This is a genomic window from Epibacterium sp. MM17-32, from assembly GCF_022348205.1.
GTDB lineage: Bacteria > Pseudomonadota > Alphaproteobacteria > Rhodobacterales > Rhodobacteraceae > Epibacterium.
Map to the genome: position 1 here is coordinate 1 of NZ_JAKRFC010000007.1, position 23,951 is coordinate 23,951.

A 23,951-nucleotide genomic window follows, 5' to 3' on the forward strand; every position below is an offset into this window, starting at 1 on the left:
CAAAACACAAAAACAAACACCGCGGGATGGAGCAGCCAGGTAGCTCGTCAGGCTCATAACCTGAAGGTCGTAGGTTCAAATCCTACTCCCGCAACCAAATTACATATAAATATAAAGACGTTACAGCCGCCAAATGGGCGGCTTCTTTAGTTCGCAACAGCCTCAAACTCCAAAACACAGCGACCATCGTTGATCGGACCCTTTCGAGATCGTCATGGGGGTCCTCGTTCCAGTCGCGCGTTTTCGGCCGCCTCGCTTGCGCACAGTCAGCCCCTCTTCGCTGTAGATTCGGTAGACCAACACCTAATTCAGATGCAACCTGCTTGCTTGTTAGCCCGCTTGCCAACGCGATCCGCACCGCATCAACGCGGAATGCGCCCGTCCGTTTCGTTCCCATCGCTCGTCTCCTTGACTGCTATAAATGCAATCGAAGGAGCAGCATCACACCGCGACACGTCCAGCGGAGGTCCACTTCAGTGCGGCTGACCTTCCCCCCGGTATCCGGGCCATTGCGAACTGGAGATTTCCACCTTTGAATGGATGAAGGAGGAAGCGCCCTGAAGCCGGTGCAGAACGCCTTCGTGGAGAGTTTCAACGGCACGTTCCGAGATGAGTGCCTGAACTTGCATGGTTCCGATCCCTGCGCCATGCCCGCGATGAAATCGGACAATGGCGAAATCAATACAACACCAAGCACCCACATTCGGCGCTCGGATACCTATCCCCGACGGAGTTCCTGATGAAAACCGCCGAGCCAGCGCTTGAGACTCTTGCGGTCTCCACGCTGCCGCTAAACACTCAAACCCAACCGGAAGATTCCAGATCAAACCGGCCCTAACCTCGGGGAAAGGTCATGGGAAGGTCCGGTTTGCGTCACGCTTGAGGGTGAGAGGAGTAGGCCAACGCGCTGAATACGGATTTTAGCTGGGACGACAATCCGTCCATCCAACGAGGGTAAAAAGCCGGCATTAGGAGCGGACCTAAGCTGGGATTTTCTGCGCCGCCGCAAGGCCCCTCCAAGCCCTTTTTTTACGATCAGTTGACAGATCAGGCGGCTTGATTTGCAAGAATGTCCCTTAAGTGCCAGTGCGGCCAGCGAGCAGCGCATCGGCGGCGCAGCCTCGGATTAAGTCAAGCGACGGCGTCATCTTCTGGTGACCCGAAGCACACCTCCATGAACGCATGTCATGATCTTGCCGAGCGCAGCCGGTCGATCAAAAGCCGTAGAGCCGAGCTAAGATTTCGCCGCCCCATGTAGCACAGGTGGTAGCCGTCGAAGGGCGGGCAGAAGTTGGCGAGGACACGGTGGACACGTCCGGTGTCAAGGTCAGGGCGGACTTCCGGCAGCGGCAGGTAGCCAACCCCGTGACCCGCCCGCACCGCTTCCATCACGAGGCCGGGATCGTTCAGGATGAAAGGACCGGTCAACTTTTTCACCATCTCGACGCCCGCGAGCTCGAATTCCCAGTCATAGACTGGCCCGTCGGAGCGGTGCCGCATCAGAATGCAGTCATGGGCGTCTAGATCGTCGGGGTGGCGTGGGGTGCCGCGCCGCGCGAGGTAGTCGATACTGGCAACCGCCGCCATTTCCAACTGTGGCCCGACGGGGACCGCGATCATGTCCGGGCTGAGATGCTCTCCGAGCCGGATCGCGCAGTCAAAACGGTCTTCGGCAAGGTCAGAAAGGCGCCCCTCGCTGCTGATCTCGATGCGGACGTCGGGATAGTCGCGCACCAGCTGCGAGGTCACCGGCCAAAGGATATCGCGCGTGGCGGGCACGCTGGAGGTCACCCGCACCAGCCCCGAGGGGCGCTCGCCCAAGGTGCGGATTTCCTCGATGCGGTTGCCAAGGTGCTGGAAGCTAGGGCGCAACGCCGCAAGAAGCTGTTCGCCCGCATCGGTGGGGGTCACCTTGCGCGCGCTGCGGTTCAGCAATCGCACGCCGATCTTGTCCTCCAGCCGCCGGATCGTGTGACTGACGGCGGATTGGGACACGCCGAGGCGGTGTCCGGCGCGGGTGAAATTGCCCTCTTCGGTGACGGCGAGAAGAGTCGACAGATCGCCGAGCATTTCACGGTCCATGGCGCGCTCCTGCTGTAGTTCTCAGTTGTCTGGGGCAAAGAATAGCGCGGTGCAAAGGAAAAACACCGCTCTAGCATGAATTCAGTTCATGGAGCCGATAAGGCAGGGTGACCTTATCCAGCTCCGGGTGCAGGTCCAGATTGGGGGCAGACGACACATTCGAACCGGAGTTTCCGACATGACCACCCCAATCTCCCCGACCGATCCCCAAGACCCCGCACGCCGAGAGCTGCTGCTGACTGCCGGAGCAGGCGCTGCCGCGCTTGGCATGGCATCGCTGAGCGCCGAGGCCGCACTGGCGCAGGCGAGCGCCGAGTGGGATAAAACTTTCCCGCAGAGCGACCGCGTCGACCACCGCAAAGTGAGCTTCACCAACCGCTACGGCATCGCGCTTGTGGGCGATCTCTATCTGCCGAAAGACCGTGGCGAGGCGCCCCTTCCCGCGCTTGCTGTCGCCGGCCCCTTTGGCGCCGTCAAGGAGCAGGCCGCGGGCCTCTATGCCCAGGAAATGGCCGAGCGCGGCTTTGCCGCCGTGGCGTTCGATCCCTCCTACATCGGCGAAAGCGGCGGAGCCCCGCGCTACGTCGCATCGCCCGACATCAACACCGAGGACTTCATGGCGGCAGTCGATTTCCTCGGGTTGCAGGACGTGGTGGACCGCGACCGCATCGGTATGATCGGCATCTGTGGCTTTGGCGGCATGGCGCTGAACGCAGCCGCCCCCGACAAGCGGGTCAGGGCGGTGGCAGTGACCTCGATGTACGACATGAGCCGGGTGAACGCCCGCGGCTATTTCGATGCGATGACCGAGGAAGATCGCACCGAGGCGCTGACGGCCATGAGCCTGCAACGCTGGGAAGACGCCGCCTCGGAGGGGGCGCCGAAGCTGGCCGGTGGTCTGCCGGACACGCTGGACGGCATCGATAACCCGGTGATCGCCATGTATCACGCCTATTACAAGACGGACCGCGGCTATCACGCGCGTTCCCTGAATTCGAACGGCGGCTGGAACGTCACCTCGGCCATGTCCTTCATGAACATGCCGCAGCTCACCTACATCCATGAGATCTCGCCGCGCCCGGCACTGATCATCGCCGGGTCCGAGGCGCATTCCCGCTACTTTAGCGAAGACGCCTACGCGGCGGCGCGCGACCCCAAAGAGCTGGTGATCATCGACGGCGCGGATCACTGCGATCTCTACGACCAGAAGGACATCATCCCCTTCGACCGCCTTCAGGCGTTCTTCGAAGGTCACCTCGCCTAAGGCCCCGGACCTACCCTCGAGCGCGGGGGCAGGTCTCTTTGTATTTTGACCGATTATGGAGACACCCCAATGAAGACGACATTTGCAGCACTTGCCCTGAGCCTTGCCGCGCCCGCGGTCCTCGCCCAGCAGATGACACAGACCACGGCCCTGGAGCGAGGCGGCCAGATGGGCAGTCCGGACACCTTCACCGGAACAGTTTTTGTCGCACCGGTGTTCGCCCCCGATATGAACGATGTCAGCGCGGGTGAAGTGACCTTCCTGCCCGGTGCGCGTTCGGCCTGGCACACGCATCCGGTGGGCCAATACCTCGTCGTGACGGCGGGAACCGGATGGTATCAGGAAGAAGGTCACGCCAAACAGGTGATGCGCACCGGCGATGTGGTGTTCGCCCCGGCGGGCGTAAACCACTGGCATGGCGCGACGAAAAGCACCTCGGTCACCCATTACGCGATTCAGGCGGTTCAGGACGGCTCTGCCGTAACCTGGGGGGAGTTGGTTTCCGGCGAGGACTACGGAAGCTGAATCCGAACGCCTGCAACTGGAGACCGGTGTGACCGGTCCCCGCCTGATCGCCAAGTCACCGATATTAAGGATGCTCCCATGAAGACCCAGATCATTGCCTCCGCCTTCGCTCTCGCCAGTACCGCCGCCTCGGCACACGACGTGGCCCGGACCCTTCCTGCCGCCGCCGATGCGGTGGCTCCGGCCCTCGCCGCCTATGCCACCGAAGACCTCTTCGGCTCGGTCTGGACCGACGAGACGCTCTCGATACGCGACCGCGCGCTTGTCACCTTTGCGGCGCTGGTCACACGCCACGAGGCAGATACGCTTGGACGTCACACCGAACTGGCGCTTGACGCGGGCGTGACCCCGGCGGAACTGTCGGAAACCATCACGCATCTCGCGTTTTACACCGGTTGGGGCAACGCCACTGCAGCGGCCGAGGCCATGGCCCCGGTCTATGACGCGCGCGGCGTGACCGCCGAAGACCTGCCCGCTCTCGCACCCGATCTCCTGCCGCTGGACGAAGAGGCCGAAGCCGCGCGGGAAAAGGCGGTTCAGTCCAATTTCGCCAATGTCAGTCCCGGCGTCGTCGACGCCACGCGCGAACTGCTGTTCCACGACCTCTGGCTGCGCCCGGCCCTTGCGCCCCGCGACCGCAGCCTGGTCACCGTTGCGGCGCTGATCACCGCCGGCCAGCCCGAGCAGATGACCTTTCACCTGAACCGCGCAATGGACAACGGGCTGACGCAGGAAGAGGCAGGCGCGATGCTCTCGCATCTTGCCTTTTATGCGGGCTGGCCCAAGGTGTTCTCGGCGATGCCCGTGGCGCGGCAGGTGTTCGAGAGCCGCGCAGACTGATATCCTGCGGCGCGGCCACGGCCCCGCCGCCTCACCAACGGAGACATTCCATGAAGATCACCCGAGCTGGCAGCACGCCCTCCGCCCCCGGTCCCGAAGACTATTTCACCGGAACCGTGCGGATCGACCCCCTGTTCCAAGCCGACGCCCCCGGCCGCACCAGCGGTGCCCATGTGACCTTCGAACCCGGCGCCCGCACCGCCTGGCACACCCATCCGGCGGGACAAACCATCATCATCACCTTCGGCCGCGGCAGGGTGCAACGCGAAGGTGGCCTGATCGAAGAGGTGTCGACAGGCGACGTGGTCTTCTTCCCCGCGGACGAAAAGCATTGGCACGGCGCCGCCCCCGAGACCGCCATGTCACATATCGCCATTCAGGAGAGCATCGACGGCACGCCGGTGACCTGGCTGGAAAAGGTCTCCGACGCGGACTACACTGGCTGAAGGCAATCGCATTGCCGCCTGTTGTGGTGGCCGCGCGGCGATGGCTGCAAGGCCGAGGTCCGGCGCTCCAAGGTCGGGCCCTGAGCAACGGTTTGCTTTGGGGCGCTAACGACGAACGTCCAGAAATTCCAAGCGCAAGTTTGCCAGTGCCTCGGTCTTGCAACCACGGCGAACAGCCGGTCTGCTGAAGCTGCACCGCAGCAAAGGCATCTTTGATGAACGGCAGGAGTGGGCCATTCAAACTACGTCATACAGGATCTCAGCGCTCTCGACGGCTTCATCGGACACCTTAGATGGGTCAACATCACTGCATAAAGGTAAATTATGTGCCCGACAGGCAGAACAACTCTGCAATCGACACCTTGTTTTATTGGTCGGAGCGAGAGGATTCGAACCTCCGGCCCCTGCCTCCCGAAGACAGTGCTCTACCAGGCTGAGCTACGCTCCGACCGTGGCGCGTGAAGTATACCCAGATCCGGGAGTTTGCAAGCACTATTCGTTACGATCATCCGAGGAATTTCGCTTAAGAAAGAACGATACGTTCAAGCCACCTGTGGTAACCGCTCGGCTGCGTGTTTGCAGCACCGGGGTGTTGGAGGAGCGGCCTCCGCGGGCCTCTCTCAGAACGATGAAGACACCGCTTGCGATGATGATCGCCGCGCCCACCAGCGTCAGGAGATCGACGCTTTCGTCAAATAGCAGAGCGCCAAAGATGGTCGCCCAGATGATCTGCGAATACTGCATTGGTGCCACGACGGCGGCTTCACCAAAGGAGTAGGCCGTGACCAAAAGAAGCGTGGCGCAGAACCCGAAGGCGGCGATAATGGCAAGCCCGCCCAGCTCCGGCCCGGTCAGCGGAACATAGACAAAGGGGAGGGTCAGCCCCATGACCACGACGGTGGTCAGCATCGGAAACAGCATGAGGACGACGCGCCGCTCGACATGGCTCAGCTTGCGGAGAATGACGGACTGAAACGCATTGCCAAAGGCGGCAAGCAAGGCGGCAGCGTGGCCGGGGCCCAATGTGGTCTGACCAGGGCGCAGGACCACCAGAACCCCCACAAAGCCCAGGAGCACAGCCGCCATGCGGGGCAGGCCGACCTTCTCTCCCAGGATCGGGATGGACAGAAGCGTAATCAGCAGCGGTGTGGCAAACAGGAGCGCATAGGTCTGCGCCAATGGCAGCACCGAAAACGCATAAAATGCGCTGGCGGGGACCACCGACATCGACAACGATCTGAGCGCCATCCAGCCGGGGTGCTGTGGCCGCAGCGTGCCGGGGGTCGAATCCCGCACCATCATCATCGTCAGCAACGGAAAGGAGAGCAGGCTGGAAAAGAACACGATCTGAAAGGCCGAGACCTCGGCGCTGACATATTTCACCACCACGTCGTGGGTGGAAAAAATCACATAGGCCAGCAGGGCCAACAGGGCTGCTTTGATATTCATGCGGTCACCGAACTGTCTGTAAGCGGCGACACCTGGCGCCTCCCCTATAGCGCTAACGCTGCCGGGGGGCGACTTGCAAGGGGGGAATGGTGATGTTGCCCCGCTTTTGCGGTGGCCCAAAAGCAAACAGGCCGAGGGATCCCCCGGCCTGTCATCGATACAACAGATGAGTTCTGACTCAGAGGCTGGCGTCAAGCGCGCCCAGAATCGCATCCCCCATTTCAGACGTGGTGACCGGAGTGACGCCTTCTTCGCCCAGGAGGTCAGCGGTCCGCACCCCGTCGGCAAGCACTTTCTCGACGGCCTGTTCGAGCCGGTCCGCCTCTGCGCCCATGTCAAAGCTGTAGCGCAGGGCCATGGCAAAGGACAGCACGCAGGCGATCGGGTTGGCTTTGCCCTGACCGGCGATATCCGGAGCGGAGCCATGGACGGGCTCGTAGAGCGCCTTGGGGCGGCCATTGTTCATGGGCGCACCGAGCGACGCGGAGGGCAGCATGCCAAGGGAGCCGGTCAGCATGGCGGCCGCATCCGACAGCAGGTCGCCAAAGAGGTTGTCGGTGACGATGACGTCGAACTGCTTGGGCCAGCGGCACAGCTGCATGGCGCCAGCGTCGGCATACATATGCGACAACTCCACCTCGGGGTAGTCCTTGGCAACTTCGGTCACGACTTCGCGCCACAGGATGCCGCTCTCCATAACGTTTGCCTTTTCCATGGAGCAGAGCTTCTTGCCGCGGCGCATGGCCAGCTCGAACGCCGAGCGCGCAACGCGGTCGATCTCGCTTTCGGTGTAGCGCTGGGTGTTGATACCGACGCGCTCATTGCCTTCTTCGATGATGCCGCGAGGCTCGCCGAAGTAGATGCCGGAGGTCAGCTCGCGCACGATCATGATGTCGAGGCCGGCAACGACGTCTTTCTTCAGCGACGAGAAATCCGCGAGCGCGTCAAAGCACTGCGCGGGGCGCAGGTTGGAGTAGAGATCCATTTCCTTGCGCAGGCGCAGCAAGCCGCGTTCGGGTTTCACCGAGAAATCGAGGCTGTCGTATTTGGGCCCGCCGACGGCGCCAAGCAGAACCGCGTCCACCTCTTGCGCGCGCGCCATGGTGTCGTCGTGCAGCGGTGTGCCATGGGCATCATAGGCGGCGCCGCCGACGAGGTCCTCGCTCACATCGAACTGCAGGTCACGCTTGTCGCCGAACCAGGAAATGACTTTTTTGACTTCGGCCATGACCTCGGGGCCGATCCCGTCGCCAGGCAAAATCAGAATCGATGGATTGGACATCTCGCAAACTCCTTTGACGTGTTGGAAAAGGGCGTAGCGGGCTGCTGTCGCGGGGTCAATAATGGCGGCGCAGTTATGCTGCGCTGGTGGTGCTTTCAGCGCCGAATGTCGACCCAGACAAGCCCGTGGCGGCTGCCGTCGCTGCGCAGGATGCCGGACGCGGTGACCTGAAGCCCTGCGGAGGGGAGCACGTAGTCCACCCGCATCGGGCCGGTGCTCTCCCAGGTGACGGTGTGGCTGGCCGCGTTGGCGTCTTTTGGCAGCGGGTCCTGGAGACGTGGATCGCGCAGCAGCCGGGTGATGGCGTCCTTGTGCCCCTCACCGCGATGCGGATCATTGTTTGCATCCCCAAGCAGCACAAAAGGCGGGGCCGGAGCCGGTCCGAGAGCGCCGTCCAGAAGATGCAGCCAGAGCAGGATTTCATCCGCGTTGCGGCGGCCGTTGCGGTCTTCGGGGCCATCAAAGACCGGCGGCGCGGCGTGAAAACTCATGACCCGTAGAAGGGTGCCATCGGGCAGACGCACGGGCACGATCCAGTGGTTGGTGGATGACAGGCGCAGCTGGGCAGCGACATCGGCATCCGGAAAGGGGTCTCCGTCCTGGGTCCGCGGCATGCGGTGATCCGGCAGATCCTGCCACAACAGGTCGGTGAAATTCCGGGCGCGATCTGCAAGGATCGGGTATCTCGACAGGAGCGCGATGCCACTTTGTCCGGTAAAACGCCCCCAGCCCCAGGCATCCTCTGGCTCGCCCAGGCGCTGGTCCCCGTCCAGGTCGAGGCCGGATGCGATCCCGGCGTTGGGTTTCAGGGCAAAGGCATGCGGGTAGGTCATTCCCGCCTCGGAGAGCAGGGCCTGGAAGGCGCGCAGCGTTTCCTGATCGTGGTCCCAATCCAGGCTCTGCACTGCGAGGATATCTGCCTCGGCGCGCCGGATCGTGTCGACCACGGCCGCCACCTGAGCATTGTCCCGGCGCAGGTCGCGCAACAGCAGTCCCGGCCCCTTGCGGCTGAGTTCGGTGTTGAAGGTTGCGATCCGCAGGGGTTCGGCCCGGAGGGTGCTGGCCAGCAACAGGAAAACAAGAACGGCTGTTACGCCCCTCATACCGTTTGCAGGTCGTGGGCAAAGGCGCGGCGTTTTTGCGCGATCAGATCCGCGACGCGCAGGCGCGCCATGCCGCGCATGATCATGCTGGCGGGCACCATGGCCCAGCCGGTGACACACCAGATCAGCAATTGCGGGCTGCCCAGCAGCGCCGGATCGAACAGGCTGCCCCCCATCTGGACCAGCGCCGGCAGCAGGAAGGGCAGCAGGACACCGGCAATGATATGAAGCTTGGCATCGCGCTGAAGGCGCGCCACCACATCCCCGCCGGTGGTCGGATCAAACAGGGGAAGGTTGACCCAGACGTTGAACGCGCCATTGGCCAGCGGCCAGTTGCGCAGCCGGATCAGGAGCGCGAAATAGGCGATGGACATGAGCGAGAGCAAATAGGCAAGTCCCGCCGCCGCACGCACCAGATCCACCGTATACTGCGGCACATGCTCGGGCATCATGAGGCGGCTCAACTGCACGGGCGAGTAGGCAAAATCCAGTGTATCGCCGATGGTATAGGCCAGTTTGTGAACCAAGGCGGAAAAGCCGGTCGGCTGGAAGGGATGGCCCGCCAGCAGGCTGAGCAGGATCATGCACAGGGAGGCAAAAACAAAGCGGCTGCGATTGAGAGGGGGAGCGTCCCGGAATTCGACGAAGCTTGGGAAATGCGTAAAGTACTCGGCAAAGATCAACCCGCCGGCCAGAAGGGCGGTGAAGGCCACGATCTCTGGGGATTGCGTCGCCGCGACTGGCAACAATAGCGATGGCAGCACCACCAACAGTGCCACCAATAGCCCGCGAATTGCCGCGCTTGTCATGCGTGCAAGCACTCTCTGTTCCCTTTGCCCTGGGGTCTTCCGGTTTTTTTGGTGGAATGACCCGGTATGATGCACCCCGGGTTTGCCCAGACTGCGCTGCCTCATTTTTGCCCCAATCCTGCACGGGGGCATCAGATTTCTCAAGTATCGGGTTAAGGAAATGCGTCAAATTTGATGGACTGGCAGGTAAGTGGTGCTGACATGCATCAATCTTAATCCGTCAAATCATCATCTTATCGCCCGTTTGCCTGTCTCCCGTGGTCCGGGCACGCGCAACGCGCCGGGACAGGGCGGCGTTAGGTATTGGGGCAGAATTGTGCGGATCGCGACAGGTGATATGAAAAAAGGCCGCCCGGGGGCGGCCTTCTTCGCGATCATGGTCAAGGCTTTTATACCCAGGGACGTTCCTGTGCGGCCTTGGCCTCAAAAGACTGGATCGAGTCCGCCTTTTCCAGGGTCAGGCCGATGTCATCAAGGCCGTTCAGCAGGCAATGCTTGCGGAACGGGTCCACGTCGAAGGTGATGACCTCGCCATCGGAGGTGGTGATTTGCTGGGTTTCCAGATCGACGGTCATGCGGGCGTTTTCGCCCTTTTCCGCATCCGACATAAGCAGATCGACCTGCTCCTGCGGCAGCACGATGGGCAGCATGCCATTCTTGAAGCAGTTGTTGAAGAAGATGTCGGCAAAGGAGGTGGAGACCACCACCTTGATGCCGAAATCCGCTAGCGCCCAGGGCGCGTGTTCGCGCGAGGAGCCACAGCCGAAGTTGTCGCCCGCAATCAGGATCGAGGTATCCCGATACTGCGGCTTGTTCAGCACGAAGTCGGGGACTTCGTTGCCCTGCCGATCATAGCGCATCTCGTCAAAGGCGTGCACGCCGAGGCCGGAACGCTTGATGGTCTTCAGGAACTGCTTGGGGATGATCATATCGGTGTCGATATTGACCAGCGGCATCGGCGCCGCAATCCCGGTGAAGGTTTCGAACTTGTTCATGGGTTTCTTCCTTCAGAGCTCGCGGACGTCGGTCAGCCGGCCGGTGACGGCGGCAGCGGCAGCCATGGCAGGAGAGACAAGGTGGGTGCGCCCCTTGAAGCCCTGGCGGCCCTCGAAGTTCCGGTTGGAGGTCGAGGCGCAGCGTTCGCCTTCGCTCAGCTGGTCGGGGTTCATCGCCAGGCACATGGAGCAGCCCGCCAGACGCCATTCGAAACCGGCCGAGGTAAAGATCTCGGCGAGTCCTTCCTCTTCGGCCTGTGCGCGGACAAGGCCGGAGCCCGGAACCACCATGGCGCGCATGCCATCCTTGATTTTCTTGCCTTTGACCACCTCGGCAGCGGCGCGCAGGTCTTCGATCCGCCCGTTGGTGCAGGAGCCGATAAAGACCGTGTCGATCTCGATGTCGGTCAGCTTCATGCCCGGGGTGAGGCCCATGTAGTCCAGCGCGCGTTTTGCGGCCTCGACCTTGCCGCCGGAGAAGTCTTCCGGTGCGGGGACGGTCGCGGTGATCGGCAATGCGTCCTCCGGCGAGGTGCCCCAGGTGACGGTGGGGGCGATGTCCTCGCCACGGATGGTGACAACCTTGTCCCAATGCGCGTCGTCATCGGAATAGAGCGTCTTCCACCAGTTCACGGCGGCTTCCCACTGCGCGCCCTTGGGGGCGTGGGTGCGGCCCTTGACGTAGTCGAAGGTGGTCTCATCCGGTGCGATCAGGCCCGCGCGTGCGCCGCCTTCGATCGCCATGTTGCAGATGGTCATGCGACCTTCCATCGACAGGTTGCGGATCGCCTCACCGCAATATTCGATGACATAGCCGGTGCCGCCGCCGGTGCCGGTCTCGCCGATGATGGTCAGTACCACGTCTTTGGCGGTGACACCGGGCGCAAGCGTGCCGGTGATTTCCACCTTCATGTTCTTGGATTTCTTCTGGATCAGCGTCTGGGTCGCCAGAACATGCTCCACCTCGGAGGTGCCGATGCCATGGGCCAGCGAGCCGAATGCGCCATGGGTCGCGGTGTGGCTGTCGCCACAGACCACGGTCATGCCGGGCAGGGTCCAGCCGTTTTCAGGGCCGACGATGTGCACGATGCCCTGGCGGATGTCGCTGACCGGGTAGTAATGCACGCCGAACTCGCGGGCGTTGGTGTCCAGCGCGGCCACCTGGATGCGGCTGTCCTCGGGCATCTGTTCGGGATCGTCGCGTCCGGCGGTGGTCGGCACGTTGTGATCGGGCACCGCGATCGTCTTGTCCGGTGCGTGGACCTTGCGACCGGCCATGCGCAGGCCCTCGAACGCCTGCGGGCTGGTCACCTCGTGAACGAGGTGGCGATCAATGTACAGAAGGCAAGTGCCATCCTCCGCCTCATGGGCGACATGGGCATCCCAGATCTTGTCATAGAGTGTTTTGGGGGACATCGGTCCTCTCCCGTATATGGGTAAAAGTGCTGGCGTAACTGGTCTGGCGGCACGACCTTATAGGCGTGCGAGAACCGTGCGGGCGGCACCAAAGAACCGTTCACGCAAGCGCGCGCGGTCCTGAAGGGCAATCGTCTGAGCCAATACGTGAGTCATGCCCTGTGGCATATATCCACACCTCCCGACAATCAAGATTCGTTCTCTGGCATGTGATCACGCCCGCCCCGGTGTTTCCCTTGCCTTGGTCCCCCGGCGCAGGACATGCTGGCGGGAAGGAGGACCGGAATGGAGCAAGACATTCTGCCCGAGGCGGTACAGGGCACCCTGCACTATCTGATGGCGCAGGCGCAGATCTACTGGGATATGGCACTGACGCCCGGCTGGCGACAGTATCAGGTGCTGATCGTGCTGGCCTTGATTGCGGTCTCGATCCTGATGCGACACATCACGCATGCCCGGTGGGAGCATTGGGCCCGCGCCCGGGAGGGCTGGCCGAAATGGCGCCTGCGTCTGTTGGTGCAGGTGCTGAGGCGGTTGTCGCTGATCTACTTCACGGTGTTTACCTGGACAGTCTATGCCATCATGCGAGAGGTCACCTGGCCCTCGCGCAGCTACCTGATCGGGGCGGTGGCGAAACTGGCGGCGGCGTGGCTGGCGATCGCGCTGATCTCCCGGTTCATCGCCAACCCGACCCTGCGCAAGCTCGCCGCCTGGCTGTTGTGGATCTATGCGACGCTCGCGGTGTTCAACCTCGTTGACGACGCGGCGCAGATCCTTGATTCCATTGCCTTTGACATCGGGTCACTGCATCTGTCGCTGCTTGTGGTGCTGAAGGCGGTGGTGCTGGCGTCGGCCATGTTGACGCTGGCGCGCATGGGGTCGGGCCTTGCAGAGCGGGGGCTGAAGGGAAACGAGGACCTCTCGCCCTCGATGAAGGTGCTGGCGGGCAAGGCGGTGCAGGTCCTCCTGTACGGGATCGCCTTTGTGATCGTGATCCGCTCCATCGGGTTCGACCTGACCGGGCTTGCAGTGTTGTCCGGTGCCGTCGGCGTTGGGATCGGTTTTGGCCTGCAAAAGGTGGTCTCGAACCTTGTGTCGGGCATCATCATCCTGATGGACCGGTCCATCAAGCCGGGCGATGTGATCTCCCTTGGCGAGACCTTCGGCTGGATCAATGCGCTGGGCGCGCGCTACGTGTCGGTGGTGACGCGGGACGGCAAGGAATACCTGATCCCGAACGAGGACCTGATCACCTCGCAGGTGGTGAACTGGTCGCATTCCAACCGGTTTGTCCGGCTCGATATCAATTTCGGCACCAGCTATGACGACGACCCGCATCTGGTCCGCAAGGTGGCGATTGCGGCGACCATGACCGTCGACCGGGTGCTGGAGCGCGAGGGGATGAAGCCCGTGTGCCATATCGTCGGGTTTGGCGACAGCAGCGTGGACTATATCCTGCGCTTCTGGATCACCGACCCGACGGGGGGGCTGACGAACATCCGCGGCAATGTATTTCTGGCGCTCTGGGATGCGTTCAAGGCCGAGGGGATTTCCATTCCCTTCCCGCAGCGGGAGTTGCGCCTTTTGAATGATCGACTGGCTGTGCAGATGGCAGAGGGGCAGAGCGCGCCGGAGGACGGCGATGACCTTGGGTCACAGTCACGCGGCGGTGCGGCGCAGCTTGATTGAAAAGGGGGCGTTCTGTTGCTACATTTGAGGTATCCCCAGCGCCGGGGGTCCGTCGGCGCGCAGCAAGGAGGACAATGTCCTGGCACCCCAACCTCAGGCGGCGATTGCCGCCCCGTCCGGAGCAGCCGTGATGGCCGCTTCTGCACCGCAATTCTCCAGCGAGGACCTGCTGGAGCGCATCCTTTCTTCTCTCGATGACGACAAGGCCGAAGATGTCACGCGGATCGATCTGCGCGGCAAGACGTCCATTGGCGACTATATGGTCGTGGCCTCTGGCCGTTCGACCCGTCAGGTCGCGGCGATGTCCGAGAAACTGACCGAGAAGCTGAAGCATGAATTCGGCATTTCTTGCAAAGTCGAAGGCAAGGACGCAGGTGACTGGGTTCTGATCGATACCGGTGATGTGATCGTGCATATCTTCCGTCCCGAAGTGCGCGAGTTCTACCAGATCGAGAAGATGTGGCTGCCCGCAGGCGCAGTCGCCAGCTAAAAGACGGTTGTACCCGAGGCCCGTCGCGGGTCGGGCGTTGCCTGACCCGAAAGGCCTTTGTTATATCCCGGCATTGCAGTCTTGGTCCTGCCAAGCACGCATGCAACCGCCGGGCCTTCGCTTCTGACATCAGGAATCCTTCATGCGCGTGCATATCTGCGCGGTCGGGCGGTTGCGCGCCGGGCCGGAAAAGACATTGATTGATGACTACTTACAGCGGTTTGATCGCAGCGGGCGGGCACTCGGTCTTGGCCCGGCCAAGGTGATTGAGGTCGAAGACAAGAAAAACGCCGGCATGGGAGCGGAGGCGGATCTGTTGCGCAAGGCGCTGCCCAAGGGGGCCTTGATCTGCACGCTGGATGAACGTGGCAAGGTGATCTCTTCGCCGGATTTTGCGGATCGGCTTGCGGGGTGGCGCGACATGGGGCGACAGGATCTGGCGCTGATTATCGGCGGAGCAGACGGGATCGACCCCTCACTGCGGGCTGAGGCGGATTTTTCGATTTCATTTGGGAAAATGGTCTGGCCGCATATGATGGTGCGCCTGATGCTGGCAGAGCAGATCTATCGGGCCGCGACCATCCTGTCCGGAAGCCCTTATCACCGGGTCTGAGGGGCTTCAGGGCAGGTCGATCACCGTGGTGTCCTGCGCCCAGCCGTCGACACTGCACCGTGCCTGTATCTGCACTTTTCTGACGCCTTCTGGCACCTGAACGCCACCGAGCGAACGTGTGAAGGGCTGTTCATTCACATGCGGATGCGCCAACACGCGCAGACCGAGTTCGTTGCCCTCCATATCCAGAACCCGCCATCCGTCGGCATAGTGATCCCAGCCTGTGTCCGGGTGGGACAGCGTGACGGTAAAGCTCCAGCTATCGCCACGCTGCACTACGGTCGCGCTTTCGACAACGGGATCCGCCGCCAGGGCCATCTGCGGTGCGACGAGAAATAGCAGCGATAGGAGGACATGTTTCGACATGCGATCAAGCTATCCAATTCCCCCGGGGCGTGCGGTCACATTTTGGTGGGGGCGACAATTTTGGGTTCTGACTGCATCAGGATGCGGCGGGACCGCGAGATGAACTCGCGACGATACAGCACCGCAAGGGTGATCACGGTGGCGAGGATGAGCGCCTCGGCGCCCACCAGCCACGCCAGCCCGGCAAGCGAGAAATAGGTGGCCCGCAGACCGCGATTGAAACTGCGTGCCGCCGTGATGTTGATTTCAGCGGCCTGCTGCGCCCGCGGATAGGCGCGGGGATCGCTGGGCTCATTCGGGACCGCGGCCATCAGAACCGAGCAGTAGCCAAATAGCCGGTGCGACCAGACAAAGGCAAGAAACGCGTTGGTGAGCGCGGCCAACACCAACAGGATCTTGATCTCCCAGACAAAATCCGGGGTTTGCCCCAGCGCCAGATCTTGCGCCACGCCAGCGAGTTGTTCTGTGTTGCCGATCAGCGCCAGCCCGGCCCCAAGCGCCAGCATGGTGGCCGATGCAAAAAAGGCGGTGGCCTGCCGCAATGAGGAAATCACCTGCGAATCAAAGATGCGCGGAGACCGGGTCACCATCTCTTTCATCCACTCGCGCCTGAAATCCGCCATCAGAAGCGAGACCGAGGGGCGTGATTTGCTGGGGTTCTCAATGCGCCAGCCGATCCATAGCCAGCCCAGTATGTAACAGGCCAGGCTTATGAAATCCCACGTAGAAAACAGGGTCAGTCGGTCAATCCACATCATGGCCCGACCCTAGCCCAGTCAGTTCACCCTTGCCAGTAGGGATAAATTGGTAATATTATTTTACCAAAGAGGAGAGCCCGCATGGAGATGCCACCCCCCAATGCCGCCATCCTGGCCCGAAAGGCCGAGTTGCTGAAACGATTGCAGCAGGTGTTGCCCGATGATGCGCTGATCTCGGATGCGGCGGAGACGCGCGCTTATGAGTGTGATGCGCTGACGGCCTACAAATGCCCGCCGATGCTGGCTGTGTTGCCACGCTCGACCCAAGAGGTGTCGGATGTGCTGCGGATCTGTCACGACATGAATGTGCCGGTGGTACCTCGGGGGGCTGGGACGTCTCTTGCGGGTGGGGCACTGCCAACCGCCGATTGTGTGATCCTTGGTGTGGCACGCATGAACGAGGTTCTGGAAACCGATTACGCCAATCGCATCATCCGGGTGCAGACCGGACGCACGAACCTCTCGGTCTCTGGCGCGGTGGAAGAAGAGGATTTCTTTTACGCGCCCGACCCATCCTCGCAGTTGGCCTGTGCGATCGCTGGCAATATCGCCATGAACTCTGGCGGGGCGCATTGTCTCAAATACGGTGTGACCACCAACAACCTCCTTGGGGTGACGATGGTGATGATGGATGGCACTGTGGTCGAGATTGGTGGCGCGCATCTGGACGCAGCTGGGCTGGATCTGCTGGGTGTGATCTGTGGCAGCGAGGGCCAGCTGGGCGTGGTGACCGAGGCGACCTTGCGTATCCTGCGCAAACCCGAAGGCGCACGCCCCGTGCTCATCGCCTTTGACAGCAATGAGGTGGCGGGGGCCTGCGTGTCGGACATTATCAAGGCCGGCGTGTTGCCGGTTGCGATCGAGTTCATGGACCGTCCCTGTATCGAGGCCTGCGAAGCCTTTGCCAAGGCGGGGTATCCGATGTGCGAGGCGCTGCTCATCATCGAGGTCGAGGGGGCGGAGGCGGAAATCGCGCATCAGTTGGGGCTGATCGTGGAGATCGCGCAAAAGCATAACCCGGTGGAACTGCGCGAAGCGGGCGATGCGGATGAGGCCGCGCGGATCTGGCTGGGGCGAAAATCGGCCTTTGGGGCTATGGGGCAAATCAACGACTACATGTGTCTTGACGGAACCATCCCGGTGTCCGCCCTGCCGCAGGTTTTGCGCCGGATCGAGGAGATGAGTGCAGAATTTGGCCTGAAAGTCGCAAATGTCTTTCATGCGGGGGATGGCAATATGCACCCACTCATCCTGTTCGACGCCAACAAACCCGGCGATCTGGAACGTTGCGAGGCTTTTGGGGCCGAAATTCTGAAGCTGTGTGTCGAGGTGGGCGGCTGCCTGACCGGAGAGCACGGCGTGGGGATCGAGAAACGCGATCTGATGCTGCACCAGTATGAGGCTGCGGACATCGAGGCGCAGTTGCGTGTGAAGGATGTGTTCGATCCGAAGTGGCTGCTCAACCCGGCGAAGGTTTTTCCGCTGTCGAGCACAGTGAGCCGCCGCACCGTTTGTCTTGCCGCAGAGTGACACGCCATGGGGGCTTTGCCCCCAGACCCCCAAGGATATTTGGAAGAAGATGAAATGATGACACCGCAAAGTGAGGCTGAACTGGCCGATATCATTGCCGGGGCAAATAGGCCTCTTTGCATCGAGGGCGGCGGGACGCGGGGTATTGAGGTGCCCGGTGAGCGGCTGAGTACAAGCGGTCTGTCAGGCGTGACGCTCTATGAACCAGGGGCTCTGACGCTGGTGGTACAGGCGGGCACGCCGGTGGCCGAGATCGAGGCGCTGCTGGCGACGGAAAACCAGCGTCTGGCGTTCGAGCCCGTGGATTTTCGGAGCTCGCTGGGGACAGAAGGGGAGCCGACAATCGGTGGCGTTGTTGCCACCAATGCCTCCGGCCCGCGGCGCATTCAGGGGGGCGCGGCGCGGGACTTTCTGCTTGGCGTGCGGTTTGTCGATGGGCGCGGCGAGGTGCTGCGCAATGGTGGCCGGGTGATGAAAAACGTCACCGGCTATGATCTGGTCAAGCTGATGGCGGGATCACATGGCACGCTTGGGGTTTTGACGGAGGTCGCCCTCAAGGTGCTGCCACGTTCTGAGACCGAGGCCACTCTGGCGGTTGAAGAGATTGATCTTGCCGCCGGGATTGCCTGTTTGTCGGCAGCCCTAGGCTCGCCGTTTGATGTGACCGGGGCCGCATATGACCCGGATGCGCAACGGGCCTATGTGCGGCTCGAGGGGTTTGAGGCTTCTGTGGCCTATCGCGTCAAGGCATTGCGAGATCAGCTTGGGCGCTATGGCGCGGTGACAGAGGTGTCTGGCTCGGGTGAGCTGTGGCGCGGTCTCCGCGATCTGCATGATTTTGCGGGGCTGGAGGGCGATATCTGGCGGGTGTCTGTCAAACCGTCGGACGCGGTTGAGTTGATCCCGACATTGGGGGCAACGAGATGTCTCTGTGATTGGGGGGGCGGTCTGGTCTGGGCCTTGATGCCCGAAGGCGTGGACTTGCGGCAGCGCATGACGGTGCCCGGTCATGCAACATTGATCCGGTCCCGCGCGGGCACATCGGTGCCGCGCCACCATCCGGAGCCCGCACCACTGGCGGCGATCTCCGCGGGATTGCGTCGGCAATTTGATCCGCGACACATTTTGAATGCAGGATTGATGGGGTAACGATGGATGTGATCTTTATCTTTGTGGCGGGCGTTCCTGTCTTTGTGGTGCTGTCGGTGATTCCGGTGGCGCGACTGGGCCTCGCCGCCAGCTTCATCGTCGGGGCCGGGATCATTGCCTACAGCTTTGGTCTGGCGCCGATCACAGGCAGCGATCCGGCGGGGAATGCGATGTCCAATGGCTATCGGGGGATATTGCATATCTCGGCGGCCGGTGGGGCAGGGGTTGCCGCGCTCTATCATCTGACCCGCATGTATATCCCGAGCTTTCCCGAGCCCGCGCTCAATATCCTCCGGTACATTGTGTTCCTCCTGTTGAGCTTGCCCGGCGGGATGATGGGAGCTTGGATCGTGGCAGAGGCGTTGGTGTAGGACGATGCAGACCAGTTTTACCGATGAACAACTTCAGAACCCCGGAACGCAACGCGCGAATGAGATCCTTCGCACATGCGTGCATTGCGGTTTCTGCACCGCCACCTGTCCGACCTATCAGGTGCTGGGGGATGAGCTCGACAGCCCGCGCGGGCGGATCTACCTGATCAAGGACATGCTGGAAAACGAGCGCATTCCGGATGAGAAAACCGTCAAACATATCGACCGCTGCCTGTCTTGTCTGGCCTGCATGACCACTTGCCCGTCTGGTGTGCATTACATGCATCTGGTGGATCATGCGCGCGCGTATATCGACAAGCACTACAAACGGCCCTTTGGCGACCGCGCACTGCGCTGGATTCTGGCGCGTGTGTTGCCCTATCCGACCCGTTTCCGGCTGGCGCTTCTGGGGGCGAAGATTGCGCGGCCCTTCCGGGGATGGATGCCGGATGCGCGGCTGCGGGCGATGCTGGAGATGGCACCCAAAGTGATCCCTCCGGTGAGCCGAAATGACGACCCGCAAAGCTTTGCGCCGGAAGCTACGCAGGTAAAGCGCGTCGCGTTGATGACCGGGTGTGCGCAAAAGGCGCTGAACACCGATATCAATGACGCCACCATTCGCCTGCTGCGGCGTTTGGGTTGCGAGGTCGTGGTGGCCGAAGGCGCGGGCTGTTGCGGTGCGCTTACGCACCATATGGGACGCGAGGATGAGAGCCACGCGACGGCGGCAAAGAATATCCGCGCCTGGATGGCAGAGAAGAATGGCAAAGGGCTGGACGCGATTGTCATCAACACATCCGGCTGCGGCACCACCGTCAAGGACTACGGTCACATGTTTCGCAACGATGCCTTGGCGGAGGATGCGGCAACGGTCTCTGGCCTTGCGATGGATGTCTCTGAGTTGCTGATGCAGCTTGACCTGCCTGAGGGCGCGGACAAGGGACTGACCATCGCCTATCATGCCGCCTGTTCCTTGCAGCACGGACAACAGATCAAGACCCACCCAAAGACCTTGCTGAAACGTGCCGGGTTTAAAGTGGTTGAGCCAGCGGACAGCCATTTGTGTTGCGGCTCTGCCGGGACTTATAATCTGTTGCAGCCGGAAATTTCTGCGCAACTGAAAGCGCGAAAACTGCGCACGCTGGAGGCAAAGAACCCGGATATTATTGCGGCAGGCAACATTGGGTGCATGATGCAGATCGGGTCAGGAACCGACATCCCTATCGTGCATACGGTTGAGCTGTTGGACTGGGCAACCGGAGGTCCCAAACCGCCTGCGCTGGAGGCGGAGCGCAGCCGATCCGACGTTCCCATCTTGCGTTGACCCTGCGCAAACGGCATCACCAAGGGATGCGCGGAATCGCCCACGCGCGCCCAATTTTTGCCCGAAGCGTTGGCTAGGCTGCCGCATGAGGGATGTGGAGAGTGTCTGTGCTGCCGATGAAGCGTTTGATTTTGAGCGGTATTTTATGCGTCTTGTCTGCTGCCGCGATGGCGGGCACGACCCTGGGCGGGGAGAATACCCGGCTCAAGAGTCTGGAGACCACCGACGCGGGGCGCGATTGGGAGGCGGTTGGTCGTCTGGATCGTAAGGGCGAGGGGTTTTGCACAGGTGCGTTGATTGCGCCCGACATTGTTCTGACGGCCGCGCATTGCCTTTATGATCGTGACACGATGGAGCAGATCGACCCGACCTCCATCGAGTTTCTGGCGGGATGGCGCAATGGACGTGCCTCGGCCTATCGCGCGGTGAAACGTGCGGTGCTGCATCCGTCTTATGTCTACGATGGCACGCTATCGGCAAAACGGGTGCGCAACGACATTGCCTTGCTGCAATTGCAACGCCCCATTCGCAATACCACCGTCACACCGTTTGAAACGGACGCCCGCCCGCGCAAGGGGGCACGGGTCGGTGTGGTGTCCTACGCGCAGGATCGGTCCGAGGCCCCGTCGCTACAGGAAGTCTGCATGGTAATTGCCCGTCAGGATGGCGTGCTGGTGATGTCCTGCGATGTGGATTTCGGCGCGTCCGGCGCGCCGGTGTTTTCCTTTGAGGGGGAGCGTCCTCGGATTGTTTCCGTGGTATCGGCCAAGGCGCGGGTGGAGGGATCTGCGGTGTCGCTTGGCGCGTCACTTGCAGAAGAGCTGGCGCTCTTGGAAGCCCAACTGACCGGTGCCCACGTCGGCAGCCGCATGCCGCAAGGCGTGAGCCGGGTGCAGGTCGGTGAGCCGCGGCGCAATGATCTCGGCGCAAAATTCATCTCCAACTGAGCATGAACCTCTTGAAACTGCGATGACCCTTCATAAATCGGAGGGTGTTCAGGGCGCCAATGATTGGGCTCTGAGCGAAAACCGCCCGTCCCGCGTTGGGAGGGCTTCATAGCAGTTATCGCTCAAAGATGAGGGTGAACCATGCGTACGTTTGATTTTGCTCCGCTGCACCGTGCAACTGTCGGTTTCGACCAGATTGCAGACCTGATGGACCGGGTCATGAGCTCGGATATCCAGCAGCCCAGCTACCCCCCTTACAACATCGAAAAAACCTCGGACGATGCCTATCGCATTTCGATCGCCGTTGCCGGATTCTCCGAAGATGAGCTGAACGTCGAGGTGAAGGAACACGCGCTGGTCGTGTCCGCGCGCAAGGCCGAGGATGCCGGCGAACGCACCTACCTGCATCGCGGTATTGCCACCCGCGCGTTTGAGCGCCGCTTTACGCTGGCGGATCACGTGCGGGTCGAAGGAGCAAGCCACGCCGACGGTATGCTCCATATCGACTTGGTGCGCGAAGTGCCCGAAGCGCTGAAACCGCGCCGGATTGAAATCGCATCCGCCGCAGGATCGAATCCCAAGGAAATCGCGGGCTCGACCGTGAACTGATCCCTCCCCGGGGTGCATCCGCATCCTGTTTGCAGCGCCCCCGGTCTTGCGGCCGGGGGCGATTTTATTTGTGGATTTGCGCATCCCTACCAATCGGTAGGTTGCCGGCCACGCGATCACCTGTGTTAATGGCGCAATGACATTACGTGTTGCGCCATCCAATACCCGCACCCAACTCGTTGAAAGCGCGTGCCGCCTGTTTGCGGCGCATGGCTATGCCGGGGCTTCGATCTCAAGCATCGCCAGAGAGTTGGGCCTGAGCAAGCAGGCGCTGTTGCACCATTTTGGCAGCAAAGGCGCGCTCTATTCATTGGCGGTCGAGCAGGCGGCGGCAGCGGTGCTGCAATTGCTGTTTGATGCGATGGATGACGATCATTCCCCCGAAGACCAACTGGAGGCCTTCTTTGCCTCCTATCAACAGCTCTTGAGTGCAAGGCCCGCCGCCGGGCAGCTCGTGTTGCGTGAACTGCTGGATAATGCGCTGACCACACAGGTGGGGGGCGCTTTTGCCACCTTGCTGGAAAGCCTGGTCGCAACAGTGCAGGCAACCGAGCGCTGGCAGGGGGCTGGCGCTGCCGGGGCGCTGGGCGTGGTGACGCAACTCATTGGCGCAGCGTCACTCCCGCCATCTGCTGAAGCGACGCTGCACGCACGATTTGGCGGTGCAACCGTGGAGACGGCTCGATCTCAGTGCGCAGCGATTTCTGCCGAGTTGGTCTCAGGCCTGTTGCGGCGGTGAGGTCGGGCGGGCGCGGGCCTCCCGGTTCAACAGATAGACGCTGGCCACAAGGATCAGCAGGGTGCCGAGCCACATATTCCCATCGGGCAAAAAGCCAAAGACCATCGCGCCAAGACCGACGTTGAACACCAGTTTAAGGTGGTCAAAGGGCTGCAGGAACGCCGCATCCGCAAGCGTATAGGCGCGCACCAATGTATGTTGGGCCAGCGCGGTCAAAAGCCCGGCCCCGATCACCAGCCAAAGCGTGGCTTGAGGCAAGGCAAAACCGGTGCTGACCGTAAGCAACGCATTGGCGGGGCTCAGCAACAGCAGCAGGTAAATGGTGACGGTCTCGGTGTTGTCGCGGCGCGTGAGCTGTTTGGTCACTACGGAACTGGCTGCCCAGAAGGCAGCAGCAGCCACCGGGAGCAGTGCTGCCAGTTGAAACCGGTCCGACCACGGCGCAAGGATCACCATGCCGCCGATGATGCCCACGACAACCGCGCCCCAGCGATGCAAGGAGACCTCTTCGCGCAGGCACAGCCCCGCCCCGATGGTGACAAAGAAGGGCGACAACAGGATCAGCGCGATCGCCTGCCAGATCGGCACATGGGCAAGTCCCAGCGTCCAGAGCTGCACGCCAGCCACGGCCAGCGCGACACGCAGCACATGGGAGACGATCTGTCGGGTCGACAGCACAGCCGACCGGTTGCGCCAGATCCATGGAATATAAAACAAAAGCGCGATCAGATACTGCCAGAAGGTCACCGTCGGAGCAGAAGCCCCATGGAGCATGGTGGCCGATTGCAGCGCGGTGTTGACCAGCGCGAAACAGGCTCCGGCGATGACCATGAGGCCAGCCGCCTTGAGCGGGGTGGGGAGCGTTTGAGCCATCTGCGTGTCGTCCTTTCCTCGGTACGCATGTGACCCAAGGCAGACGAACAGACCCGGTACCGCCTCCGGATTGGGGGCGGTGCGGGGCTCTCCATTCTCTTCCATCCGGACTATGACCGTCGGCCCCGGAATTGCGCCGGGTCTGCTGACACCTTTGCGCAGGCAAAGGCCGCTCGTGGGCTGTGACCACCGGTAGGGACTTTCACCCTGCCCTGAGAATATCACCTCACTTTCATGAGGTGACAAAGACATAGCCAAGCTGACCGGCAAAGAAAAGCGCCC

General features: G+C 61.8%; 24 protein-coding genes, 2 tRNA genes, 3 pseudogenes and 1 riboswitch. Of the genes and pseudogenes, 16 read left to right on the forward strand and 13 right to left on the reverse strand.

The features are described 5' to 3' along the window. The first annotated feature begins 20 nt into the window (after nucleotides 1-20). Nucleotides 21-97 (forward strand) — tRNA-Met (locus MHM88_RS12435). Between the two features lie 74 nt (nucleotides 98-171). Here the strand turns inward: MHM88_RS12435 and MHM88_RS12440 are convergent. Next, nucleotides 172-297 (reverse strand): annotated as a pseudogene (locus tag MHM88_RS12440) (IS3 family transposase); the annotation flags it as partial. Beyond that, a pseudogene (locus tag MHM88_RS23200) lies at nucleotides 278-397 on the reverse strand (IS3 family transposase); the annotation flags it as partial. The pseudogenes MHM88_RS23200 and MHM88_RS12440, both read right to left, overlap by 20 nt. 163 nt (nucleotides 398-560) lie before the next feature. On the opposite strand from MHM88_RS23200, the pseudogene MHM88_RS12445 reads away from it, so the two are divergent. Beyond that, nucleotides 561-838, forward strand: a pseudogene (locus tag MHM88_RS12445) (transposase); the annotation flags it as partial. Between the two features lie 347 nt (nucleotides 839-1,185). On the opposite strand, the gene MHM88_RS12450 reads toward MHM88_RS12445, so the two are convergent. Beyond that, complete coding sequence (locus tag MHM88_RS12450) at nucleotides 1,186-2,082, reverse strand: LysR family transcriptional regulator (protein ID WP_239365408.1); 897 nt, start codon at nucleotides 2,080-2,082, stop codon at nucleotides 1,186-1,188. A 178-nt stretch (nucleotides 2,083-2,260) separates the two neighbouring features. Between MHM88_RS12450 and MHM88_RS12455 the strand changes: the two genes are divergently transcribed. From MHM88_RS12455 to MHM88_RS12470, 4 genes are all read left to right on the forward strand, one after another. Further along, a complete protein-coding gene (locus MHM88_RS12455) occupies nucleotides 2,261-3,346 on the forward strand; it encodes an alpha/beta hydrolase (RefSeq protein WP_239365411.1) in 1,086 nt (361 codons plus the stop codon). A 69-nt stretch (nucleotides 3,347-3,415) separates the two neighbouring features. After that, on the forward strand, nucleotides 3,416-3,871 hold the full coding sequence (locus MHM88_RS12460; RefSeq protein ID WP_239365414.1) for a cupin domain-containing protein: 456 nt from the start codon (nucleotides 3,416-3,418) through the stop codon (nucleotides 3,869-3,871). A gap of 78 nt (nucleotides 3,872-3,949) precedes the next feature. Next, nucleotides 3,950-4,711 (forward strand): carboxymuconolactone decarboxylase family protein, encoded by a 762-nt coding sequence (locus MHM88_RS12465; protein ID WP_239365424.1) that lies wholly within the window; start codon nucleotides 3,950-3,952, stop codon nucleotides 4,709-4,711. A 50-nt stretch (nucleotides 4,712-4,761) separates the two neighbouring features. Further along, nucleotides 4,762-5,157 carry a cupin domain-containing protein gene (locus MHM88_RS12470; RefSeq protein ID WP_239365426.1) on the forward strand — a complete coding sequence of 132 codons (396 nt, stop codon included), beginning with the start codon at nucleotides 4,762-4,764 and terminating at the stop codon, nucleotides 5,155-5,157. 371 nt (nucleotides 5,158-5,528) lie between these two features. Here the strand turns inward: MHM88_RS12470 and MHM88_RS12475 are convergent. From MHM88_RS12475 to leuC, 7 genes are all read right to left on the reverse strand, one after another. Next, nucleotides 5,529-5,605, reverse strand: a tRNA-Pro gene (locus tag MHM88_RS12475). 44 nt (nucleotides 5,606-5,649) lie between these two features. Then, nucleotides 5,650-6,606 (reverse strand): DMT family transporter, encoded by a 957-nt coding sequence (locus MHM88_RS12480; RefSeq protein WP_239365429.1) that lies wholly within the window; start codon nucleotides 6,604-6,606, stop codon nucleotides 5,650-5,652. Between the two features lie 178 nt (nucleotides 6,607-6,784). After that, the gene (gene leuB / locus MHM88_RS12485) at nucleotides 6,785-7,888 is read right to left on the reverse strand and encodes a 3-isopropylmalate dehydrogenase (protein ID WP_239322403.1); all 1,104 of its coding nucleotides are present in this window, start codon (nucleotides 7,886-7,888) and stop codon (nucleotides 6,785-6,787) included. A 95-nt stretch (nucleotides 7,889-7,983) separates the two neighbouring features. Further along, nucleotides 7,984-8,991 (reverse strand): endonuclease/exonuclease/phosphatase family protein, encoded by a 1,008-nt coding sequence (locus MHM88_RS12490; RefSeq protein ID WP_239365444.1) that lies wholly within the window; start codon nucleotides 8,989-8,991, stop codon nucleotides 7,984-7,986. After that, a complete protein-coding gene (locus tag MHM88_RS12495) occupies nucleotides 8,988-9,812 on the reverse strand; it encodes a hypothetical protein (protein ID WP_239322405.1) in 825 nt (274 codons plus the stop codon). The genes MHM88_RS12490 and MHM88_RS12495 overlap by 4 nt, the downstream gene beginning before the upstream one ends. A gap of 377 nt (nucleotides 9,813-10,189) precedes the next feature. Continuing rightward, nucleotides 10,190-10,795, reverse strand: a complete 606-nt coding sequence (leuD, locus tag MHM88_RS12500) for a 3-isopropylmalate dehydratase small subunit (protein ID WP_239322406.1) — start codon at nucleotides 10,793-10,795, stop codon at nucleotides 10,190-10,192. Between the two features lie 12 nt (nucleotides 10,796-10,807). After that, nucleotides 10,808-12,211 (reverse strand): 3-isopropylmalate dehydratase large subunit, encoded by a 1,404-nt coding sequence (gene leuC / locus MHM88_RS12505; RefSeq protein ID WP_239365447.1) that lies wholly within the window; start codon nucleotides 12,209-12,211, stop codon nucleotides 10,808-10,810. Nucleotides 12,212-12,496: 285 nt separating this feature from the next. On the opposite strand from leuC, the gene MHM88_RS12510 reads away from it, so the two are divergent. From MHM88_RS12510 to rlmH, 3 genes are all read left to right on the forward strand, one after another. Then, nucleotides 12,497-13,900, forward strand: coding sequence for a mechanosensitive ion channel family protein (locus tag MHM88_RS12510; protein WP_239365457.1), 1,404 nt, complete (start codon nucleotides 12,497-12,499; stop codon nucleotides 13,898-13,900). A gap of 130 nt (nucleotides 13,901-14,030) precedes the next feature. After that, nucleotides 14,031-14,390 carry a ribosome silencing factor gene (rsfS, locus tag MHM88_RS12515; protein WP_239322409.1) on the forward strand — a complete coding sequence of 120 codons (360 nt, stop codon included), beginning with the start codon at nucleotides 14,031-14,033 and terminating at the stop codon, nucleotides 14,388-14,390. Between the two features lie 142 nt (nucleotides 14,391-14,532). Next, nucleotides 14,533-15,003, forward strand: a complete 471-nt coding sequence (rlmH, locus tag MHM88_RS12520; protein WP_065324195.1) for a 23S rRNA (pseudouridine(1915)-N(3))-methyltransferase RlmH — start codon at nucleotides 14,533-14,535, stop codon at nucleotides 15,001-15,003. A 6-nt stretch (nucleotides 15,004-15,009) separates the two neighbouring features. Here rlmH and MHM88_RS12525 read toward each other — a convergent pair whose 3' ends face one another. Next, nucleotides 15,010-15,369 (reverse strand): hypothetical protein, encoded by a 360-nt coding sequence (locus MHM88_RS12525; protein WP_239365460.1) that lies wholly within the window; start codon nucleotides 15,367-15,369, stop codon nucleotides 15,010-15,012. Between the two features lie 35 nt (nucleotides 15,370-15,404). Next, complete coding sequence (locus MHM88_RS12530; RefSeq protein ID WP_239365462.1) at nucleotides 15,405-16,127, reverse strand: DUF599 domain-containing protein; 723 nt, start codon at nucleotides 16,125-16,127, stop codon at nucleotides 15,405-15,407. Between the two features lie 81 nt (nucleotides 16,128-16,208). Between MHM88_RS12530 and MHM88_RS12535 the strand changes: the two genes are divergently transcribed. The 7 genes from MHM88_RS12535 to MHM88_RS12565 all read left to right on the forward strand — a co-directional run bounded on the left by MHM88_RS12535 (nucleotide 16,209) and on the right by MHM88_RS12565 (nucleotide 22,796). Next, the gene (locus MHM88_RS12535) at nucleotides 16,209-17,657 is read left to right on the forward strand and encodes an FAD-linked oxidase C-terminal domain-containing protein (protein ID WP_239365479.1); all 1,449 of its coding nucleotides are present in this window, start codon (nucleotides 16,209-16,211) and stop codon (nucleotides 17,655-17,657) included. A gap of 57 nt (nucleotides 17,658-17,714) precedes the next feature. Continuing rightward, nucleotides 17,715-18,806 (forward strand): FAD-binding protein, encoded by a 1,092-nt coding sequence (locus tag MHM88_RS12540; RefSeq protein ID WP_239366008.1) that lies wholly within the window; start codon nucleotides 17,715-17,717, stop codon nucleotides 18,804-18,806. A gap of 2 nt (nucleotides 18,807-18,808) precedes the next feature. Beyond that, nucleotides 18,809-19,177: a hypothetical protein gene (locus MHM88_RS12545; protein ID WP_239365481.1), complete on the forward strand. Its 369-nt coding sequence runs from the start codon at nucleotides 18,809-18,811 to the stop codon at nucleotides 19,175-19,177. Nucleotides 19,178-19,181: 4 nt separating this feature from the next. After that, a complete protein-coding gene (gene glcF, locus MHM88_RS12550) occupies nucleotides 19,182-20,501 on the forward strand; it encodes a glycolate oxidase subunit GlcF (RefSeq protein ID WP_239365483.1) in 1,320 nt (439 codons plus the stop codon). Nucleotides 20,502-20,593: 92 nt separating this feature from the next. Then, complete coding sequence (locus MHM88_RS12555) at nucleotides 20,594-21,448, forward strand: serine protease (protein ID WP_239365486.1); 855 nt, start codon at nucleotides 20,594-20,596, stop codon at nucleotides 21,446-21,448. A 141-nt stretch (nucleotides 21,449-21,589) separates the two neighbouring features. Beyond that, on the forward strand, nucleotides 21,590-22,057 hold the full coding sequence (locus MHM88_RS12560; RefSeq protein WP_239365489.1) for an Hsp20 family protein: 468 nt from the start codon (nucleotides 21,590-21,592) through the stop codon (nucleotides 22,055-22,057). Nucleotides 22,058-22,193: 136 nt separating this feature from the next. Further along, nucleotides 22,194-22,796 carry a TetR/AcrR family transcriptional regulator gene (locus MHM88_RS12565; RefSeq protein ID WP_239365491.1) on the forward strand — a complete coding sequence of 201 codons (603 nt, stop codon included), beginning with the start codon at nucleotides 22,194-22,196 and terminating at the stop codon, nucleotides 22,794-22,796. Here MHM88_RS12565 and MHM88_RS12570 read toward each other — a convergent pair. Then, on the reverse strand, nucleotides 22,776-23,669 hold the full coding sequence (locus tag MHM88_RS12570; RefSeq protein WP_239365493.1) for a DMT family transporter: 894 nt from the start codon (nucleotides 23,667-23,669) through the stop codon (nucleotides 22,776-22,778). The two genes, MHM88_RS12565 and MHM88_RS12570, sit on opposite strands and share 21 nt — an antisense overlap. An 89-nt stretch (nucleotides 23,670-23,758) precedes the next feature. Beyond that, nucleotides 23,759-23,893, reverse strand: a riboswitch (FMN riboswitch). Between the last annotated feature and the right edge of the window lie 58 nt (nucleotides 23,894-23,951).